The following is a 16,583-nucleotide window of genomic DNA, read 5'->3' as shown; positions in this document are numbered from 1 at the left end:
AAAGCGACTGGAAGGCTGCGGGCTTCCAGTCGTTGGCGTGCCGTTTTTGGTGATGTATGATGGCGCGCTTATCGCCCGGGCATTAGCAGGGCGGCGTGTTTCCCCCGAAGTCTCAGAATCATGGCCAAAGAACAAACGGACCGTACGACACTAGATCTGTTCGCGAATGAGCGTCGCCCGGGACGACCGAAGACGAATCCGCTTTCGCGCGATGAACAGCTGCGTATCAATAAACGCAATCAGCTTAAACGCGATAAAAATCGCGGGCTTAAGCGTGTCGAACTGAAGCTTAACGCCGACGCCGTCGATGCGCTGAACGAGCTGGCTGACGCGCGAAATATCAGCCGCAGCGAGCTCATTGAAGAGATGTTAATCGCCCAGCTTGAGACGTTACGCAGCCAGGCATAAGTCTGAAAATCCCCTTTATTACCCTTTTCATGTAGCACAGAGTGCAGTCCTGCGCGATAGCTGTTTCCGCAGGGTTGCCAGTTCTGCTATTATTGCCCTTATCCGTGGCCGAATTGCGCCACCATACTATTAAGTTTCAAGAGGTTATTTTACTCATGGCAATCATCGGCATTTTCTTTGGCAGTGATACCGGCAATACCGAAAATATCGCAAAAAACATTCAAAAACAGCTCGGTAAAAACGTTGCTGATGTGCATGACATTGCCAAGAGCAGCAAAGAAGATCTGGAAGGCTATGATATTCTGCTGCTGGGTATCCCAACCTGGTACTACGGTGAAGCCCAGTGCGACTGGGATGATTTCTTCCCGACGCTGGAAGAAGTGGACTTCAACGGTAAGCTGGTTGCCCTGTTTGGCTGCGGTGACCAGGAAGACTACGCTGAGTATTTCTGTGACGCGCTGGGTACCATCCGCGACATCATTGAGCCGAACGGCGCGGTTATCGTAGGCCACTGGCCGACCGCTGGTTACCACTTCGAAGCGTCTAAAGGCCTGGCCGATGACGATCATTTCGTGGGTCTGGCCATCGACGAAGACCGTCAGCCAGAACTGACCGCAGAGCGCGTTGAGAAATGGGTTAAGCAGATCCGTGAAGAACTGCACCTGGACGATATTCTTAACGCCTGATTTTTCTCGCGGCGCAACGGCGGTTGCGCCCGCGCACCAGGTCAAACCGATTAAATTAATTGCTACAATCTTTTAACTTTTTCGCCCAGACCTGTACAATGTCTCCCTGATAAAATGTGGTTTTCCATTGAGCAAGTTTGTTGGTGATGCCCCATTTTTATAAGCATATTTTGCCTGAGACTTGCAGTTTTCATTTAGCCATGGCAGTTCTATAATGAGACGCATTATCCCAGGTGCATTTTCTGTCACTTCCTACAGAAGTGAATCGTTTAGCAACAGGACAGATTCCGCATGACTGACAACAATACCGCATTAAAGAAGGCTGGCCTGAAAGTTACGCTTCCTCGGTTAAAAATCCTCGAAGTGCTTCAGGGTCCAGACAATCACCATGTCAGTGCGGAAGACCTTTATAAACGTCTTATCGACATGGGTGAAGAGATTGGGCTGGCTACCGTCTATCGCGTGCTGAACCAGTTTGATGACGCGGGCATTGTCACCCGTCATAATTTCGAAGGCGGTAAATCTGTTTTCGAACTGACCCAGCAGCAGCACCACGATCATCTGATCTGCCTCGACTGCGGCAAGGTCATTGAATTCAGCGATGATTCCATCGAAGCGCGCCAGCGTGAAATCGCCGCGCGTCACGGTATCCGCCTGACCAACCACAGCCTGTATCTTTACGGTCACTGCGCTGAAGGCGACTGCCGCGAAGATGACCACGCGCACGACGCAAAATAATCAAGTGTTCATACTCTGAGCCAGCCGAAAGGTTGGCTTTTTTTTGCCAGAAAAAAGCCCGGTAAGCACCGCGCCACCGGGCGTAAAACAACTTATTTATTATTGTTGCGTATCTCGTTCCAGATCTTATCGCAACGCTTGGCCACTTCCTGATCGTTACCGGTTTTACGCGCCTGGATACAGGCCTGGTAATCCATCACGCGGACATTCTCCCGCGTCGCAAACTGCTCATGCGCTTTCTCTTTCTTCAGCACGTTCAGCACGCTCTGACAGGCTTCAATTTTCTCCGGCGATCCTTCTGCTGTATTAATACAGGCGCTATAGGCCTCCTTCAGCCGGGAATCTTCTTTCGGTGCCTCACTCTGAGCACACGCCACCAGCCCTGATGCCAGTAACGCGACGATTACGATTTTTTTCATCATATGCAGTCTCCGGTCCGGCGGGATCTAACCCGCCGGAAGATTCATCAGAAGATAGTGAACGGTGCGATAACCATGAATTTCACGTCACGTTCATCCTGGAAGATGTTGCCGTAACCGCCCGCGTAGCTCGGGATATCGGAGTGGTTGTCATACTGAGTGAAGTGCAGTTTGAACATTGTGCCTTTCGCGCGGCCATCCTGCAGGGTATAGATAGCATCGAGGCTGTAAGAAGACTCTTTCAGGCGATAGTTGGGATCGTAGTATGCGTCCGGAGTTGCCATATCGGCAGGTTTTGCATCCCAGGCGTAAGCGTAAGAAGCGCCCACCGCCCAGCCAGGCAGGTTCCAGTTTTTCAGGTCGTACATTGCGCCGAAGAAGACCGCTTTCTCGCCGTCGGCGTTGAAGTCTGAGCGGTTATCCCACCAGATATCAAGACGACCGTTGGATGAGGCATAGGTCGGGGTCATACGCTGCAGGAAGTAGCCCTGCTGCCCTTCCGCCTTCACCCATGTTCCTTCCAGACGTAAATCAACCTGACCGACCTTATAGCCGAAGGTTAGCGCCTGCAGCCACGCGGTGCCATCATAAATGTCATTGATGCCACCGTTGCTGACTTTGTCGCGCGTACCGTAGAACTGATAGCTGGTACTCAGCGGGCTACCCGCGACATCAAACTTATAGCTGGCCTTGGCAAAGTACTGATCGATATACCCTTGCGCCTGGCCAAATGCTGCTTCGAGAACCAGATCGTTTTTGAAGTCGTATTTCGCCCCCAGCGAGTGGAGATAATCGACTTTGGTTTTCTTATCGTTCTGGTAGAACTTGTCCATCTCGATGTGCCAGGGTGCTTTGTACTCGTTGGTCCACATATAGGAGAAGCTCAACGCACCCGCATCACCGTAGTCAAAGTTCGCCCCGGCTTCCGCACCCTGATAGGTACCCGGCATAAAACTCCAGTGCGGTGCTAACAGGGTCTGGCCAGTTGGCTGAATATAACCACCGCGCGCCCATACCGGACCGTATTTAAATTTTGCAGCGGCTTTGTAAAGGCTGATGCCGCTCTTATCCCCGGACCAGTCTTCTTTATACGCTTTATTGCTGGAGGAGAAGGCAATTTCGTTCGGGTGGGCGCTGTCGCCGTTTTCCGCCATTTCAATCGCGGTAAACGCAGCAATATCCAGACCGAACATATCCGCGGCATAGCCTGACTGGAAGTCCAGGTTGGCGTTCCAGGTGGAATGAGAAAGGTTGGTTTTGTATTTGTCTTCGGTGACGTCTTTACGGTCACGTTCACGCTGCCAGTAATAGATACCGCCCGTGAGGGTAGAATCGTCGATGAAGCCCGCCGCTTTTGCCTCTGGTGTCACCACCAGGCCCGACATTGCTGTCACACCGGCAATAGCCAGCGCCAGCGCACTACGTTTGCCACTGAACGTACGCATAGATTATTCCTCTTTGACGAATTAAAACGCCTGAAACGGCGTAAATAAAAAAGACCAAATGGTCAGGGGTAGTTTTAAATACCCTCGAATTAACTACCGTCGTTAGGTTATTTTTCGCGACGCGAATTATCAATGATTTTTAGCGGACAAAAGTCAGGATTATGACGAAGTGCACATAATTAGTAGTGCTTTGTAACATTTGCAGGGAGGCGAGGAATGGCGGGGAATTTTCAAGTATTTCAGTGGCTAGACGAGAAACATCTTCCCTTTCTTATAACCTTTTTGTTTTTCCTAATGACACAAACTTTTTTTTGAAAAATAAGTAGCACCTCATTGACCTGATATTTTTATCACACCTTTTTAGGCCCTGGCTTAATACCCTGAACGTTAAATAAAAAAACGCCGCATAGTGCGGCGTTTGTCTCTCATTGACCAGACCAGCAATATTATTCGCCGATCTTCGTCCAGGTATCACGCAGACCTACGGTACGGTTAAATACCGGTTTTTCTGCCGTGCTGTGACGGCTGTCCAGGCAGAAGTAACCTTCACGTTCGAACTGGAACGCTTTGCCTGCTTCAGCGTTTTTCAGAGAAGGCTCCGCATAACCCTGCTTGATCACCAGAGATTCCGGGTTGATGGTCGCCAGGAAGTCTTCCGCAGCACCAGGGTTAGGCACGCTGAACAGACGATCGTACAGACGAATTTCTACCGGCAGCGCGTGGGATGCGCTCACCCAGTGGATAACGCCTTTCACCTTGCGGCCATCCGCAGGATCTTTGCTCAGCGTTTCAGCGTCATAAGAACAGAAGATGGTGGTGATATTCCCTTCTGCATCTTTCTCTACGCGCTCGGCTTTGATGACGTAGGCATTACGCAGACGCACTTCTTTACCCAGCACCAGACGCTTGTACTGCTTGTTGGCTTCTTCGCGGAAGTCAGCGCGGTCAATCCAGATCTCGCCGCTGAACGGCACGTCACGGCTTCCCATTTCCGGCTTGTTCGGATGGTTAGGCATGGCGACCAGCTCGCTTTCACCCTGCGGATAGTTTTCGATAACCAGTTTCACCGGATCGATAACCGCCATCGCGCGCGGAGCGTTTTCGTTGAGATCTTCGCGAATGCATGATTCAAGGGACGCCATCTCGATGGTGTTGTCCTGCTTGGTCACGCCGATACGTTTGCAGAACTCACGAATAGAGGCGGCAGTGTAACCACGACGACGCAGACCAGAAATGGTAGGCATACGTGGATCATCCCAGCCCTCAACGTGCTTGTCGGTCACCAGCAGATTCAGCTTACGCTTGGACATCACGGTGTATTCCAGGTTCAGGCGAGAGAACTCGTACTGGCGCGGATGCACAGGAATGGTGATGTTATCCAGAACCCAGTCGTACAGACGACGGTTGTCCTGGAACTCCAGCGTACACAGGGAGTGCGTAATGCCTTCCAGCGCATCGCTGATGCAGTGGGTAAAGTCGTACATCGGGTAGATGCACCACTTGTTGCCGGTCTGGTGGTGTTCCGCAAACTTAATGCGGTACAGCACCGGATCGCGCATCACGATGAACGGAGACGCCATGTCGATTTTGGCACGCAGGCACGCTTTGCCTTCTTCGAAGCCACCGGCACGCATTTTTTCAAACAGCGCCAGGTTCTCTTCCACGCTGCGGTCGCGGAACGGGCTGTTTTTGCCCGGTGCGGTCAGCGTACCGCGATACTCACGGATCTCGTCAGCAGACAGCTCGTCGACATACGCCAGACCTTTGTTGATAAGCTCTACCGCATAGGCGTACAGCTGATCAAAATAGTCAGAGGAGTAGCAGATATCGCCAGACCAGTTGAAGCCCAGCCATTGCACGTCGTTCTTAATGGACTCAACGTATTCGATGTCTTCTTTTACTGGGTTGGTGTCATCGAAACGCAGGTTGCACTGTCCCTGGTAGTCTTGCGCAATGCCAAAGTTCAGGCAGATGGACTTCGCATGCCCGATATGCAGGTAGCCGTTCGGCTCCGGCGGAAAGCGGGTATGAATTGTGGTGTGCTTACCACTGGCCAGATCTTCATCGATGATCTGACGAATAAAGTTACTCGGGCGGGCTTCAGCCTCACTCATCGTGGATTCCTCAAAGCGTAAACAACGTATAACGGCATATGATCTTATAAGCCGGACGTAGTGACAACCCTTAAAACGTCTCTGAAGAAAATAATGGGGGCATTTGCTGCAAAAAAAAGCGGCGGAGGATCTCCCCCGCCGCTTAAGGCATGACTCTACTCAGGAGCGATTACTTGCCTTTAATCTCGTACAGCGGTGTTTGACCCGCAACAACCTGACCTTTCGCCTGAATGACCAGGCCGCTGAAGTCGTCGATGTTGCTGCAAACGACCGGACTTATCATGGAGCGCGCGTTGGCGTTCAGGAAGTCCAGATCCATTTCCAGAATCGGCTGCCCTGCCACCACTTCAGCGCCCTCTTCCACCAGACGAGTAAAGCCCTGGCCGTTCAGCGCAACGGTATCGATACCCACATGGACAACGATCTCCGCGCCATTTTCGGTTTCGAGGCAGAACGCATGGTTGGTGTTGAAGATTTTCACGATGGTACCGGCAGCCGGAGACACAACGGTTTTGTCCGTTGGTTTCACCGCCACACCGTCACCGACCGCTTTGCTGGCGAAGGCTTCGTCAGGCACCTGCTCAATCGCAACGACTTCACCGGTTACCGGTGAAACCAGCGCGGCTATCGTTTTGGCGTTGGGTACCGCCTGCGGTTTTGCAGCCCCTGGCGCGGCGGCAGGTGCGGCAGAAGCTTCTGCTGCGGCTACCGGGCCGGTAGTTTTCATGGCATTAGCAATTTTCTCTGCCACAAAGCCAACGATAATCTGCACGCTGGTTTTGTTCAGACGGATAACACCGGACGCGCCCAGACGTTTGGCCAGCGCTTCATTCACCAGGGAAGAGTCTTTGACGTTCAGACGCAGGCGAGTGATACAGGCATCGATACCGGTCAGGTTGTCAGAACCGCCTACTGCGGCGATGTACTGACGCGCCAGACCTGAAACGTCCTGGTCCTGAGCACCGCTCACGTTCACATCCTGACCATCCGCTTCGCTACCGGCCACGGCCAGTTCACGACCCGGTGTCATGAGGTTAAATTTGGTGATAGTGAAACGGAACACTACGTAGTAGATCGCGAAGAACACCAGACCTTGCGGGATCAGCATCCACCAGTGGGTCGCCAGCGGGTTACGGGACGAAAGCACCATATCCACCAGACCGGCGCTGAAGCCGAAACCGGCAATCCACTGCATGCTGGCAGCGATGAACACGGAGATACCGGTCAGCACGGCGTGGATCACATACAGAACCGGCGCCACGAACATAAAGGAGAACTCCAGCGGCTCGGTGATACCGGTGAAGAAGGCCGCGAACGCGCCCGCCATCATGATACCCAGCACTTTCGCTTTATTCTCTGGACGCGCGCAGTGGTAGATAGCCAGCGCAGCACCCGGCAGACCAAACATCATGATCGGGAAGAAGCCCGCCTGGTAACGACCGGTGATACCGACAACCGCTTTACCTGCTTCGATGGACTGTGCGCCACCCAGGAAGTTAGGGATATCGTTAATACCGGCAACGTCGAACCAGAACACGGAGTTCAGCGCGTGGTGCAGACCAACCGGGATCAGCAGACGGTTGAAGAACGCGTACACGCCCGCACCGACAGAACCCAGTTTCTGGATGTGCTCACCGAAGTTCACCAGACCGTCGAAAATCATCGGCCAGACGTACATCATGATGAACGCGACAACGATCATCACAAACGAGGTCAGGATAGGGACCAGACGGCGGCCGCTAAAGAAGGAGAGCGCTTTTGGCAGCTCTACGCTGCTGAAGCGGTTATACAGTTCGGCAGAGATGATACCCACAAGGATACCGACAAACTGGTTGCTGATCTTACCGAATGCCGCCGGAACCTGGTCCGCCGGAATTTTTTGGATCATGGCCACTGCTGCAGGTGAGCAGAGAGTGGTTAAGACGAGGAAACCGACAAAACCGGTTAGCGCAGCGGCACCGTCTTTGTCTTTGGACATACCGTAAGCCACACCAATCGCGAACAACACGGACATATTGTCGATAATGGCGGAACCTGACTTGATAAAGAACGCCGCCAGCGCGCTGGTATTACCCCAGCCGTTGGGGTCGATCCAGTAGCCGACACCCATCAGGATGGCTGCGGCAGGCAGCGTGGCGACCGGCACCATAAGTGCGCGGCCAACCTTTTGTAAATAACCTAGAATACTCACTTTCTTCCCCCTATGAGACCCCGTTTAAGGCATGTTCTCAGCTCTGTTTTTTATTGTGTCACGAACTATAGATACAGTTGATGCTTCACTGGCATTGTGAGTGTGTGAAAAATTAATTCGTATCGCAAATTAAACGCGTACTTTTTGTGATTTTTGTCACCAAATATCGTTATCAACCCTCCCTTACACTGGCTAACAGTGAAAACTTATTTTATCATTCAAAAAATCAAGACGGATTGATCCGGCCTGAAAGTTTCCAGGTTACGCTTAAGTATCAGGTTCCGATAGCTATCCGCCCACTCTTCTACTTTAACTCTTGAGGTGAACAATGAGACTGATTCCCCTGGCAACTGCTGAACAAGTTGGTAAATGGGCCGCTCGCCATATCGTTAACCGTATCAACGCCTTTAAACCAACTGCCGATCGTCCTTTCGTTCTTGGACTTCCGACAGGCGGCACACCGCTGACTGCCTACAAGGCGCTGGTTGAGATGCATAAAGCAGGCCAGGTTAGCTTCAAGCATGTTGTGACATTCAACATGGATGAATACGTTGGCTTACCGAAAGACCACCCGGAAAGCTACCATAGCTTTATGCACCGTAATTTCTTTGATCACGTTGATATTCCAGCTGAAAATATTAACCTGCTGAATGGAAACGCGCCTGATATTGACGCAGAATGCCGTCAGTATGAAGAAAAAATCCGTTCTTACGGTAAGATCCATCTGTTTATGGGTGGTGTAGGTAATGATGGTCACATCGCGTTTAACGAACCGGCGTCATCTCTGGCTTCCCGCACCCGTATTAAAACGCTGACCCATGACACGCGTGTGGCAAACTCCCGCTTCTTTGACGGCGATGTTAACCAGGTTCCCAAATACGCCCTGACCGTAGGCGTAGGCACCCTGCTGGATGCTGAAGAAGTGATGATTCTGGTGCTGGGCAGCGTGAAAGCCCAGGCGCTCCAGGCTGCCGTTGAAGGCAACGTAAACCATATGTGGACCATAAGCTGCCTGCAGCTGCATCCGAAATCAGTCATCGTCTGCGACGAGCCGTCCACGATGGAGCTGAAGGTTAAAACGCTGAAGTACTTCAACGAGTTAGAAGCTGAGAACATCAAAGGTCTGTAATTGAATAACCGCCTCTTCATCAAGAGGCGGCCGCTTTTTTTAACCGGGGGTCGTTATGTACGCTTTAACCCACGGTCGGATTTATACCGGCCATGATATTCTGGATGACCATGCGATTGTTATCGCTGATGGCCTGATTGAACGTGTTTGCCCGCTGGCAGAACTGCCGCCGGAGATTGAACAGCGCTCACTCAATGGAGCAGTAATCTCCCCCGGTTTCATCGACGTGCAGCTCAACGGCTGCGGCGGTGTGCAATTCAATGACACCGCGGATGCGGTGACGGTAGAAACGCTGGAGATCATGCAGAAAGCCAACGAGAAATCGGGCTGCACCAGCTATCTGCCAACGCTCATCACCAGCAGTGATGACCTTATGAAGCAGGGTATCCGCGTGATGCGAGAATACCTGGCCAAACATCCTAACCAGGCGCTGGGTCTGCACCTTGAAGGGCCATGGCTGAATATGGTCAAGAAAGGAACGCATAACCCGGACTACGTGCGTAAACCTGATGCAGAGCTGGTTGACTACATGTGTGCCAACGCCGATGTGATCACCAAAGTGACGCTGGCGCCTGAAATGACGGGTACGGATGTCATCAGCAAGCTGGCCGCCGCCGGGATTATCGTTTCAGCAGGCCACTCAAACGCAACGCTGAAAGAAGCGAAAGCCGGTTTCCGCGCGGGAATTACTTTCGCAACTCACCTTTACAACGCCATGCCGTATATCACAGGCCGTGAACCGGGTCTGGTCGGGGCGATTCTGGATGAGCCAGACGTCTACTGCGGCATTATTGCTGACGGCTTACACGTCGATTACACCAACATTCGCAACGCTAAGCGGCTGAAAGGTGACAAGCTTTGTCTGGTGACGGATGCCACCGCACCGGCAGGTGCAAATATTGAGCAGTTCATTTTTGCCGGTAAAACAATATACTACCGCAATGGACTGTGTGTGGATGAAAACGGTACGCTGAGCGGTTCCTCTTTGACCATGATTGAAGGGGTGCGTAACCTGGTAGAACATTGCGGGATTGCGCTTGATGAAGTCCTGCGTATGGCAACCCTGTATCCGGCTCGCGCAATGGGCGTGGATAAACAGCTCGGCGGAATTGCACCAGGTATGGTTGCAAACCTGACGGCATTCACACACGATTATAAAATTATTAAGACCATCGTTAATGGTAACGAGGTCGTCACTGAGTAAGTAAAAGTATGACACCTGGCGGACAAGCTCAAATCGGTAATGTCGATCTCGTTAAACAACTTAACAGTGCGGCGGTATACCGCCTGATTGACCAGCACGGCCCCATCTCGCGGATTCAGATAGCCGAACAAAGCCAGCTTGCTCCCGCCAGCGTGACAAAAATTACCCGCCAGCTCATTGAGCGCGGTCTGATCAAAGAAGTCGATCAGCAGGCCTCCACCGGGGGCCGCCGCGCCATCTCTATTATTACCGAAACCCGCAATTTTCAGGCTATTGGCGTCCGTCTGGGCCGCCATGACACTACCCTCACGCTGTACGATCTGAGCAGTAAAGCCATTGCGGAAGAACACTACCCTCTTCCGGAACGCACCCAGGAGACGCTGGAACATGCGCTGCTCAATACCATCGCGCAGTTTATTGAAAGCTGTCAGCGCAAGATCCGCGAACTCATCGCCATCTCCGTGATCCTGCCCGGCCTGGTCGACCCGGAAAGCGGCGTGATCCGCTATATGCCGCACATTCAGGTTGAAAACTGGGGGCTGGTCGACGCGCTGGAAAAGCGTTTTAAAGTGACCTGCTTTGTGGGTCACGACATCCGCTCTCTGGCGCTGGCAGAGCACTACTTTGGTGCGAGCCAGGACTGTGAAGACTCTATTCTGGTGCGCGTCCACCGCGGTACGGGTGCAGGCATTATCTCTAACGGCCGGATTTTTATTGGGCGCAACGGTAACGTCGGAGAGATCGGCCACATTCAGGTTGAACCCCTCGGGGAGCGCTGCCACTGCGGCAACTTTGGCTGCCTTGAAACGATCGCCGCCAACACGGCCATCGAGCAGCGCGTTCGCCATCTGCTTGAACAGGGTTATCAAAGCCGCATCACGCTGGACGACTGCAAGATAGGCACCATCTGCAAAGCCGCTAATAAAGGCGACGCGCTGGCCTGTGAAGTGATCGAGCAGGTGGGGCGCCATCTGGGGAAAACCATCGCCATCGCCATTAACCTGTTTAACCCACAAAAAGTGGTGATCGCCGGTGAAATTGTGGAGGCGGAAAAGGTTCTGCTCCCTGCGATTGAAGGCTGTATTAACACCCAGGCGCTGAAAGCATTCCGCCAGAATCTTCCGGTGGTTCGTTCAAAGCTTGACCATCGCTCGGCGATTGGCGCGTTCGCGCTGGTCAAACGCGCCATGCTCAACGGAATTCTGCTCCAGCATTTGCTGGAAAGCTGATCGAACCTTATAGTAACGCCTTCTTTTTTTGATGTCGGAATATCCATGACCATTAAGAACGTAATTTGTGATATCGACGGCGTGCTGATGCACGACAACGTTGCCGTGCCGGGTGCTGCGGAGTTTCTTCACCGTATCATCGACAAAGGAATGCCACTGGTTCTGCTCACGAACTACCCTTCTCAAACCGGTCAGGATCTGGCAAACCGCTTTGCCACCGCAGGCGTCGACGTCCCGGACAGCGTGTTTTATACCTCGGCGATGGCCACGGCGGATTTTCTGAAGCGTCAGGAAGGAAAGAAAGCCTACGTGGTGGGTGAAGGTGCGCTGATACACGAGCTCTACAAAGCAGGCTTTACCATCACTGACGTGAACCCGGACTTTGTGATTGTCGGCGAGACGCGTTCCTTTAACTGGGAGATGATGCATAAAGCAGCATACTTTGTCGCCAGCGGTGCGCGCTTTATCGCCACCAACCCGGATACGCATGGCCGTGGTTTTTATCCGGCCTGCGGCGCGCTCTGCGCCGGTATCGAGAAAATCTCAGGGCGTCAGCCGTTCGTGGTCGGTAAACCGAGCCCGTGGATCATTCGTGCCGCGCTCAACAAGATGCAGGCCCACTCTGAAGAAACCGTTATTGTCGGCGACAACCTGCGCACCGATATTCTGGCAGGTTTCCAGGCGGGTCTGGAGACGATTCTGGTCCTGTCCGGCGTCTCTCAACTTGATGACATTGATTCGATGCCGTTCCGGCCGAGTTGGATTTACCCCTCCGTCGATGAAATTGACATCATCTGATACCGAACCACGCCTCAGGGCGTGGTTTTTAATTTATGGCCTACACAAATAAAACCCTATCTAACGAAAAGCACATTTCATTGCATAATCATCAATAAAAGAACTCATGGCGTACTCTTTTTTCACTATTCCGCAATCACTATTGCACTATTTCCGTTTTCACCCGTAAAACGCTTGCGCGCCCTGCCCCTTTGCGGCATTTTCATAAGCAAGCAACATTACAAAGCAACAGGGTTAACGGAGAAGGTTATGTGTTCAATTTTTGGCGTACTGGATATTAAAACTGACGCGGGCGAACTGCGTAAAAAGGCACTCGAACTGTCCCGCCTGATGCGCCATCGCGGCCCGGACTGGTCAGGCGTTTACGCCAGTGACAAAGCAATTCTGGCTCACGAACGTCTGTCTATTGTTGACGTCAACGCCGGTGCACAGCCGCTGTATAACGAGAAAAAAACGCATGCGCTGGCTGTCAACGGTGAGATCTACAACCACCAGGCGCTGCGCGCCGAATACGGCGACCGCTACGCATTCCAGACCGGTTCTGACTGTGAAGTGATCCTGGCGCTGTATCAGGAGAAAGGTCCCGAGTTCCTGGACGACCTGCAGGGTATGTTTGCCTTTGCCCTGTACGACAGCGAAAAAGACGCTTATCTGATTGGCCGTGACCATATCGGTATTATCCCGCTGTACATGGGTCACGATGAGCACGGCAACTTCTACGTGGCCTCTGAGATGAAAGCCCTGGTACCGGTCTGCCGCACCATTAAAGAGTTCCCGGCAGGCAGCTATCTGTGGAGCAAAGACGGCGAGATCCGTCAGTATTACCAGCGTGACTGGTTCGACTACGACGCGGTAAAAGACAACGTCACGGACAAAGCTGAGCTGCGTCAGGCGCTGGAAGATTCCGTGAAAAGCCACCTGATGTCAGACGTACCTTACGGCGTGCTGCTCTCCGGCGGCCTGGACTCCTCCGTGATCTCGGCAATCACCAAGAAATTTGCGGCTCGTCGCGTGGAGGATCAGGAGCGCTCAGAAGCCTGGTGGCCACAGCTGCACTCTTTTGCCGTGGGTCTGGAAGGGGCACCGGATCTAAAAGCCGCGCAGGAAGTGGCAAACCACCTCGGCACCGTGCACCACGAAATTCATTTCACCGTGCAGGAAGGTCTGGATGCGATCCGCGATGTGATCTATCACATTGAAACCTATGACGTGACCACCATCCGAGCCTCAACGCCGATGTACCTGATGTCGCGTAAGATCAAGGCGATGGGCATCAAGATGGTGCTCTCCGGTGAAGGTTCTGACGAAGTGTTTGGCGGCTACCTGTACTTCCACAAAGCGCCAAACGCTAAAGAGCTGCATGAAGAGACCGTGCGTAAGCTGCAGGCGTTGCACATGTTCGACTGCGCGCGTGCCAACAAAGCAATGTCTGCCTGGGGCGTAGAAGCGCGCGTGCCGTTCCTGGATAAGAAATTCCTCGACGTGGCAATGCGCATCAACCCGCAGGACAAGATGTGCGGCAACGGCAAAATGGAAAAACATATCCTGCGTGAATGTTTTGAATCCTACCTGCCGGCGAGCGTGGCATGGCGTCAGAAAGAGCAGTTCTCCGATGGTGTAGGTTATAGCTGGATCGACACCCTGAAAGAGGTCGCTGCGAAACAGGTTTCTGACCAACAGCTGGAAACCGCAAGCTTCCGCTTCCCGTACAACACGCCGGGCTCGAAAGAAGCGTATCTCTACCGTGAAATTTTTGAAGAATTGTTCCCGGTGCCGAGTGCTGCGGAGTGCGTACCGGGTGGCCCTTCCGTCGCCTGCTCTTCTGCCAAAGCGATTGAATGGGATGAATCGTTCAAATCCATGAACGATCCATCAGGACGCGCGGTAGGCGTTCATCAGTCAGCCTACAAATAATCACCTAGATCGCAATCAGGCCCCTCAGGGGCCTGTTTTTTTTGCCTCACATTTCACCGCCTAAATCTGATAAATAACCAATAATTGCCGAATATTCGGTCACGCTGTTCGCAACCTAACCAAACAGTCACATTCCGGCTATTTTCGTTGAAAAAGGTGTTGACGCTGCAAGGGTCTATACGCATAATGCGCCCCGCAACGCCGATAAGGTAACGCGAAAAAAGATGGCTACGTAGCTCAGTTGGTTAGAGCACATCACTCATAATGATGGGGTCACAGGTTCGAATCCCGTCGTAGCCACCATCTTTTTTGCGGGAGTGGCGAAATTGGTAGACGCACCAGATTTAGGTTCTGGCGCCGCAAGGTGTGCGAGTTCAAGTCTCGCCTCCCGCACCATTCCCGGGTAAGCGTTGCACGGATGGGGTATCGCCAAGCGGTAAGGCACCGGTTTTTGATACCGGCATTCCCTGGTTCGAATCCAGGTACCCCAGCCATATTTCTTCGATTTTGCGGTTCTCCGCGGTATTGGGGTATCGCCAAGCGGTAAGGCACCGGTTTTTGATACCGGCATTCCCTGGTTCGAATCCAGGTACCCCAGCCATCGAAGATTGCAGTACTGGCTACGTAGCTCAGTTGGTTAGAGCACATCACTCATAATGATGGGGTCACAGGTTCGAATCCCGTCGTAGCCACCAAATTAAGATTGTCGATTTTTCGGTAATCAAGACAAATTGTTGGGGTATCGCCAAGCGGTAAGGCACCGGATTCTGATTCCGGCATTCCGAGGTTCGAATCCTCGTACCCCAGCCAATTTAAAAAGTCGTTAAGCAGTTTGTTTAACGCAATTGGGGTGTCGCCAAGCGGTAAGGCTCTGGTTTCTGATACCAGCATTCCGGGGTTCGAATCCCTGCACCCCAGCCACTTAGTAACAAACAAGCCCGCTCTGCGGGCTTTTTTGTTTTTGTTGTTCAGAATCGAGTAGCCTGATGCCCTCTCCCACGGGGAGAGGGCATAAATATTAAAGTCCCAGGGCGTATTTCAGCGCCTGACGCTTCAGACCACCGGCACGCTCCGCTGCCATCAATCCAATATTACGCAGAATGCGCACCGGGGCTAAATCATTGCTGAACCCGGCATAGAACAGATCCATTCCCGACTGCATGATAAAGTTATCCGCCATGCGTCGCGTCTGATAACGCTTCAGGACCTGATGGCTGGCCCAGTTTTCCGCGTGTTTGCGGGCGCTGCCCAGCACATCCAGTAACGCATCGACATCACGATACCCCAGGTTGACCCCCTGCCCGGCCAGCGGATGAATGGTGTGTGCCGCATCGCCCACCAGCGCCAGCCCTTCACGGGCATACTGCAACGCATGACGACGCGTGAGCGGGAATGCCCCTGCGGCGACCGGCGTGACGTTGCCCAGACGGCTCGGGAAATGCAGCAGAATTTCCCGCTGCAATTGTTCCATTGAAAGCCCCTGCAGCTGGCGAATGCGCGCCGGTTTGTCGTACCACACCAGCGACGCCCAGTTATCGAACAGCGGTAAAAAGGCGTGCGGGCCATTCGGGGTAAAGTGCTGCCAGGTACTCTCGCCCGGCGCATTCTCGCACTGGACGGTAATCAGCATGCAGGACTGCTCGTACTGCCAGGCATGCACCCCGATACCCGCCATCTGTCTGACCTGCGAGTTGGCGCCGTCCGCCCCGATAACCAGCTTCACGGCCAGCTCATCGCCGCTATCGAGCGTCAGTAGATAGCCACTCTCGTGAGGATGCAGCGCCTTAAGCGACGCAGGCACGCGCAGCGTCACCTGCGGATGCGCCTCCAGCGACTGCCAGAGCGCCCGCTGGAGCACGTTGTTTTCCACCATATAGCCCAGGCGCGGCAGCTTCAGCTCAGCGGCATCAAACGCGACGTGGGCATTTTCCCACTCCCAGGTTTCAAGACGGCTATAGGGGTGCGCGCGCATTTCCAGCACCGCCTCCCAGACGCCCAGCCCGCGCAGCAGATCGACGGACGCCGCGCTGATCGCGGAAATGCGCACATCCGGTTTACTGGCGGGATCGTAGGCTGGCGGAGCCGCCTGTTCGATTATCGTTACCTCAAATCCCTGCTTTGCCAGCCCCAGCGCCAGCGCGCCGCCGACCATACCGCCGCCGACAACGGCAACTTCGGTGTGTAGGAGTGTCATGGTCAATTTTCCTTATTGGAGAATCCCTTAAGTTTACCGGATTTTTGCGGTCCTGAGACACACAACCTTCATACTGGTCACAACCCCACCAAAGCATTACAATACGCGGCTTGC

General features: G+C 53.2%; 13 protein-coding genes and 7 tRNA genes. 15 read left to right on the top strand and 5 right to left on the bottom strand.

Annotated features, from left to right (window positions below; translation table 11 throughout):
- Positions 1–120 precede the first annotated feature (120 nt).
- From ybfE to fur, 3 genes are all read left to right on the top strand, one after another.
- Positions 121–408 (top strand): LexA regulated protein, encoded by a 288-nt coding sequence (gene ybfE, locus PUP35_RS06050; RefSeq protein ID WP_023334913.1) that lies wholly within the window; start codon positions 121–123, stop codon positions 406–408.
- Between the two features lie 155 nt (positions 409–563).
- The gene (fldA, locus tag PUP35_RS06045; protein WP_274242325.1) at positions 564–1,094 is read left to right on the top strand and encodes a flavodoxin FldA; all 531 of its coding nucleotides are present in this window, start codon (positions 564–566) and stop codon (positions 1,092–1,094) included.
- A 291-nt stretch (positions 1,095–1,385) separates the two neighbouring features.
- The gene (fur, locus tag PUP35_RS06040) at positions 1,386–1,832 is read left to right on the top strand and encodes a ferric iron uptake transcriptional regulator (RefSeq protein ID WP_014169146.1); all 447 of its coding nucleotides are present in this window, start codon (positions 1,386–1,388) and stop codon (positions 1,830–1,832) included.
- A 92-nt stretch (positions 1,833–1,924) separates the two neighbouring features.
- On the opposite strand, the gene chiQ is transcribed toward fur, so the two are convergent.
- The 4 genes from chiQ to nagE all read right to left on the bottom strand — a co-directional run bounded on the left by chiQ (position 1,925) and on the right by nagE (position 8,001).
- On the bottom strand, positions 1,925–2,251 hold the full coding sequence (chiQ, locus tag PUP35_RS06035) for a ChiQ/YbfN family lipoprotein (protein WP_252093102.1): 327 nt from the start codon (positions 2,249–2,251) through the stop codon (positions 1,925–1,927).
- 47 nt (positions 2,252–2,298) lie between these two features.
- Positions 2,299–3,696, bottom strand: coding sequence for a chitoporin ChiP (chiP, locus tag PUP35_RS06030; protein WP_111964382.1), 1,398 nt, complete (start codon positions 3,694–3,696; stop codon positions 2,299–2,301).
- Between the two features lie 446 nt (positions 3,697–4,142).
- A complete protein-coding gene (glnS, locus tag PUP35_RS06025) occupies positions 4,143–5,810 on the bottom strand; it encodes a glutamine--tRNA ligase (protein ID WP_111964383.1) in 1,668 nt (555 codons plus the stop codon).
- A gap of 169 nt (positions 5,811–5,979) precedes the next feature.
- A complete protein-coding gene (gene nagE, locus PUP35_RS06020; RefSeq protein ID WP_274242324.1) occupies positions 5,980–8,001 on the bottom strand; it encodes an N-acetylglucosamine-specific PTS transporter subunit IIBC in 2,022 nt (673 codons plus the stop codon).
- A gap of 328 nt (positions 8,002–8,329) precedes the next feature.
- On the opposite strand from nagE, the gene nagB reads away from it, so the two are divergent.
- The 12 genes from nagB (at position 8,330) to PUP35_RS05960 (ending at position 15,196) form a co-directional block, all read left to right on the top strand.
- Positions 8,330–9,130, top strand: a complete 801-nt coding sequence (gene nagB, locus PUP35_RS06015) for a glucosamine-6-phosphate deaminase (protein ID WP_013097568.1) — start codon at positions 8,330–8,332, stop codon at positions 9,128–9,130.
- Positions 9,131–9,185: 55 nt separating this feature from the next.
- On the top strand, positions 9,186–10,334 hold the full coding sequence (gene nagA, locus PUP35_RS06010) for an N-acetylglucosamine-6-phosphate deacetylase (protein WP_127730047.1): 1,149 nt from the start codon (positions 9,186–9,188) through the stop codon (positions 10,332–10,334).
- An 8-nt stretch (positions 10,335–10,342) separates the two neighbouring features.
- On the top strand, positions 10,343–11,563 hold the full coding sequence (nagC, locus tag PUP35_RS06005; protein WP_274242323.1) for a DNA-binding transcriptional regulator NagC: 1,221 nt from the start codon (positions 10,343–10,345) through the stop codon (positions 11,561–11,563).
- A gap of 45 nt (positions 11,564–11,608) precedes the next feature.
- On the top strand, positions 11,609–12,361 hold the full coding sequence (gene nagD, locus PUP35_RS06000; RefSeq protein ID WP_023310763.1) for a ribonucleotide monophosphatase NagD: 753 nt from the start codon (positions 11,609–11,611) through the stop codon (positions 12,359–12,361).
- A gap of 249 nt (positions 12,362–12,610) precedes the next feature.
- A complete protein-coding gene (gene asnB / locus PUP35_RS05995; protein ID WP_010428626.1) occupies positions 12,611–14,275 on the top strand; it encodes an asparagine synthase B in 1,665 nt (554 codons plus the stop codon).
- A gap of 226 nt (positions 14,276–14,501) precedes the next feature.
- Positions 14,502–14,578: transfer RNA gene (locus PUP35_RS05990), tRNA-Met, on the top strand.
- A gap of 8 nt (positions 14,579–14,586) precedes the next feature.
- A tRNA-Leu gene (locus PUP35_RS05985) sits at positions 14,587–14,671 on the top strand.
- 23 nt (positions 14,672–14,694) lie between these two features.
- Positions 14,695–14,769 (top strand) — tRNA-Gln (locus PUP35_RS05980).
- A 32-nt stretch (positions 14,770–14,801) separates the two neighbouring features.
- Positions 14,802–14,876: transfer RNA gene (locus PUP35_RS05975), tRNA-Gln, on the top strand.
- A 17-nt stretch (positions 14,877–14,893) separates the two neighbouring features.
- Positions 14,894–14,970, top strand: a tRNA-Met gene (locus tag PUP35_RS05970).
- Between the two features lie 40 nt (positions 14,971–15,010).
- A tRNA-Gln gene (locus tag PUP35_RS05965) sits at positions 15,011–15,085 on the top strand.
- A 36-nt stretch (positions 15,086–15,121) separates the two neighbouring features.
- Positions 15,122–15,196: transfer RNA gene (locus tag PUP35_RS05960), tRNA-Gln, on the top strand.
- A 97-nt stretch (positions 15,197–15,293) separates the two neighbouring features.
- On the opposite strand, the gene ubiF is transcribed toward PUP35_RS05960, so the two are convergent.
- Positions 15,294–16,469 (bottom strand): 3-demethoxyubiquinol 3-hydroxylase, encoded by a 1,176-nt coding sequence (gene ubiF / locus PUP35_RS05955; RefSeq protein WP_274242322.1) that lies wholly within the window; start codon positions 16,467–16,469, stop codon positions 15,294–15,296.
- Between the last annotated feature and the right edge of the window lie 114 nt (positions 16,470–16,583).

It is taken from the genome of Enterobacter sp. S-33 (assembly GCF_028735835.1).
GTDB lineage: Bacteria > Pseudomonadota > Gammaproteobacteria > Enterobacterales > Enterobacteriaceae > Enterobacter > Enterobacter vonholyi.
The sequence above is the reverse complement of the archived record's forward strand: the minus strand, read 5'-3'. Positions and strand labels throughout refer to the sequence as shown.